The sequence below is a fragment of the Allobosea sp. 01N443 genome (genome assembly GCF_056399325.1).
This window is the reverse complement of sequence record NZ_JBFTRC010000313.1, coordinates 1-4,191: the sequence shown is the minus strand read 5'-3', so window position 1 is coordinate 4,191 and position 4,191 is coordinate 1. Positions and strand designations below refer to the sequence as shown.

Below are 4,191 nucleotides of genomic sequence, written 5' to 3'. Positions count from 1 at the left end.
GAGACAGGCCACTATCTGCGCTCGTCGAACCACGTCTATGGCATGGCGGCTGACGACGTCTCCTTCCAGGGCGCCTCCGTCGCCTTCGATCTCTCGCTGGAGGAGATCTTCGTCCCCTATCTCGTCGGTGCGACGCTCTGGGTCGCCTCGGCGCAGGTGCTGGGCGAGGTCGAGCGCCTGCCGGCCTTGATGACCGAGGCCGGCATCACCGTGCTCGACACCGTGCCGACGCTGCTCGCGATGATGCCGCAGGACATCCCGAGCCTGCGCATCATCATCCTCGGCGGCGAGGCCTGCCCGCCGGCTGTTCGCCAACGCTGGTGCCGCCCGGGCCGCAAGGTCTTCAACTCCTACGGGCCGACCGAGGCCACCGTCGTCGCCACCGTCGACGAGGTCACGCCGGACGAGGCGGTGACGATCGGCCTGCCGATCCCGAACTACACCTGCTATGTCGTCGACGAACAGATGGCGATCGTCGGCCCCGGCACCGAGGGCGAGCTCCTGATCGGCGGCCCCGGCGTCGCCGCGGGCTATCTCGGCCGTCCCGAGCTCACCGCCGAGAAGTTCATCGCCAATCCCTTCGGCGGCGACGGCACCGACCCGGTGCTCTACCRCTCGGGCGATGCGGTCAGCATTTCGGAGAAGGGCAAGATCCACTTCCACGGCCGCATCGACGATCAAGTCAAGCTGCGCGGCTTCCGGCTCGAGCTCGGCGAGATCGAGGCCAGGCTCTGCGACCTGCCCGGCATCGCGCAGGCGACCGTGGTGCTGCGTCGCGACGACGACATCGACCGGCTCGTCGCCTTCGTGGTGACGGACACGGCGACCGCCTTCGACCGTGCAGCGGTGCGCGCCGCCCTGAAGGAGACCCTGCCGCCCTATATGCTGCCCTCGCATTTCGAGGAGATGGCGAGCCTGCCGCGCCTGACCTCGGGCAAGGCCGACCGCAAGGCGCTGAAGGCGGCGCCGCTGACGATGGCGGCGTCTGCCGAGGAGCAGGAGGAGCCGCGGAGCGCGACCGAAGCCGCGCTGCTCGACGCCGCCCGGCCGCTCTTCCCGGGCCAGACGATCGGGTTCGAGGCCGATTTCTTCGCCGATCTCGGCGGCCATTCGCTGCTGGCGGCCACCTTCCTTGCCGGCGTGCGTGCCAATCCCGCTTTGCCGAGCATCACGCTGGAGGACGTCTACAGCCTGCGCACCCTGCGCGCGATCGCCGCCCGGCTCGACGAGCGCAGGCAGGCCAATATCGGCCGGCCGCCGGCGCGCGATCTCACCTTCACGCCGCCGCCGCTGCGGCGCCGGCTGTTCTGCGGGCTGGCGCAGCTCGCCTGCATGCCGGTGCTGCTGCTGGCGCTGACCGGCCCCTGGCTGACGATCTATGTCATCTACGAGCTGATCACGGTCGACGGGCGCGTCGAGCTGCGCGAGATCCTGATGATGATGGGCATCTATGCGCTCGTCACGCTCTCGGTGATGATCGCCGGCATCCTCGGCAAGCGCCTGGTGCTCTGGCGCACGACGCCCGGCTGCTATCCGCTCTGGGGCGTCTATTTCTTCCGCTGGTGGCTCGCCCGCCAGTTCACCGGGATGGTCCATCTCAACCTGATGCAGGGCACGCCGCTGGCCAGGGTCGCCATGCGTCTGCTTGGCGCCCGGGTCGGCAAGGGCGTCTTCGTCAGCGGCTTCGAGGCCGGCGCGATCGACCTCGTCGAGATCGGGGACGACGTCACGCTCGGCGGCAAGCTCAGCCTCGCCAATGCCGAGGTGATCGGCAACGAGCTGGTGATCGGCACGATCACGATCGGCAAGGACGCCTATATCGGCACCTCCTGCGCCATCGGCCATGACACGGTGATCAGGGAGGGCGCCGAGCTCGCCGATCTGACCGCGCTCGCCGCAGGCAGCCGCGTCGGCGCCTTCGAGCACTGGGACGGTTCGCCCGGCCATCGCACCGGCAAGGTCGATCCCGCGTCCTGGCCCCAGCACGCCCAGCAGCCCTCGGTGCCGGTCAGGGCGCTGCAGAGCGTCTTCTTCGGCGCCATGCTTCTGGTGATGCCGGCGCTGGCGCTGCTGCCGATCTTCCCGGCCTTCTTCATTCTCGACCGTTTCGACGGGCCGCTGCAGGAGCTGGTCGGCATCGACTATCGCTGGGTCCTGCCGGTCCTCGCCTGGCCGACCGCGATGGTGCTGATGTTCGCCACCGTCCTGCTCGTGACCGCGATCCGCTGGCTCGTGATGCCGCGCTCGGTCGAGGGCACGCATGCCATCGCCTCCGGCTACGGCCTGCGCAAATGGACCGTGGGCCTGGCCTCGGATGTGATGCTCCAGAGCCTGTCCTCGCTGTTCTCCACGGTCTACATGCGGCTCTGGTACCGCATGATGGGCGCCAAGATCGGCAAGGACACCGAGATCGCCACCAATTTCGGCGGCCGCTTCGACATGATCGAGATCGGCGCGCATTGCTTCGTCGCCGACGAGGTCGTGCTCGGCGACGAGGATGTCCGCCGCGGCTGGATGACCGCAAAGCCCGTGCGCACCGGCGACCGGGTCTTCATCGGCAATGACGCGGTGGTGCCGCCCGGCGCCTTCCTGCCGACGGGCTCGCTGCTCGGCATCAAGTCGAAGCCGCCCGCCGACGTGGCGATGCAGCCCGGCGAGACCCGCTTCGGCAGTCCGCCGATCCTGCTGCCCTCGCGCCAGCGCTTCGACGATGCCGACATCGCCAAGACCTTCCGGCCTCCGGTCTGGCGCCGCATCCTGCGCGCCGTCCTCGAGCTGTTCAGCGCCTCGATGCCGACGATGATGTTCATCACGCTCGGCACGATCACGGCCGAGCTTGTCCTCTTCCCAGCCCTCGAAAGTGCTCAGAGCTGGGGCGAGTTCGCACCGGTCTTCATCGCCTGCGCGGTCGGCACCTCGGTTGCGCTGGCGAGCGCGGTGCTGCTGATGAAATGGCTGGTGATGGGCGTCTACCGGCCCGGCAATCGCGGCCTCTGGTCCTGGTGGGCGCTGCGCACCGAGGCGATGACGACGCTCTACTGGGGCACCGCCGGCGCGATCCTGCTCAATGCGCTGCGCGGCACGCCGATGCTGCCCTGGGTGCTGCGCCTCTTCGGCGTGAAGCTCGGCCAGGGCGTCTATCTCGACTCGACCGACATCACCGAGTTCGACTGCGTCAGCATCGGCGACTATGCCGCGATCAACGCGACCGCCAACCTCCAGACCCATCTCTTCGAGGACCGGGTGATGAAGGTCGGCCGCATCGAGATCGGCCGCGGCTGCGCCCTCGGCGGACTGACCACGGTGCTCTACGATACCAATGTCGGTGACCACGCCAGGCTTGGCCTGCTGACCATCGTCATGAAGGGCGAGACGATCCCGGCCAAGACCGAATGGGCCGGCGCGCCTGCCGCACCGGCCTGAGGCGGCCTCGTCCGGCGGAGCGCCCAAGCCTTCGGGCGATGGGCGCGCTCATGCACGGAACCGATCGGGTGGATTGCTGACGTTCGCGCCAGCTCCAGAGATTCATGCCTTGCCCGAAACCCGGCATTCGCTATCGGGCCATACGGGCCTCCAGCGCAGAACGATTGCCGCCACCCTCAACCAATCGTCGTCCCGCTGCTATTTTGCGGCCGGTATAGAGAACATTTCAGGTATTGTTCCGCCGGAACGGATCGTCTTGATCCAGTCCTCCTCCTTCAGCAGATGCGCCTGCGCGGCGGCCAGGACCTCCGCAGCGCGCTCCAGCGGTACGACAACAACGCCGTCGTCATTGCCGAGGACGATATCGCCCGATCGAACCGGCACGCCCGCGACCGCGACGGTGCCATCGATCGTTCCGCCAAATCCGTGATGCGGTCCCCTCGGCACGATGGCGCGGCAGAACATGGCGAAGCCGGCCTTGCGCAGATCGGAGACGTCTCGCACCGCCCCGTCGATGACCGCCCCGCCGATCCGCCTCTGAACGGCCTCTTCCGTCATGACCCCGCCCCAGACGGCCGTGTCTTCGACGCCGCCGGCATCGACGACGATGATCTCCCCCGGTCTGGCCGCAGCGATCAGCGAGCAGATCGGCCCGCAATCGCCGACCATCGTCGTTACGGTGCGGGCCTGGCCGCAGAGGATCGTGTCGGCAGCGATTGGCTTGATCGCCGCCTTCATCACCTGCGTGCGGTTCATGCAGTCGGAGGC

General features: G+C 68.3%; 2 protein-coding genes. One reads left to right on the top strand and one right to left on the bottom strand.

Annotation, left to right across the window (positions count from 1 at the left end):
• On the top strand, positions 1 to 3,423 hold a 3,423-nt coding region (locus AC1DRP_RS35410; RefSeq protein ID WP_476770991.1), incomplete at its 5' end, for a Pls/PosA family non-ribosomal peptide synthetase.
• Between the two features lie 198 nt (positions 3,424 to 3,621).
• Here AC1DRP_RS35410 and AC1DRP_RS35405 read toward each other — a convergent pair.
• On the bottom strand, positions 3,622 to 4,191 hold a 570-nt coding region (locus AC1DRP_RS35405), incomplete at its 5' end, for an RraA family protein (protein WP_476770990.1).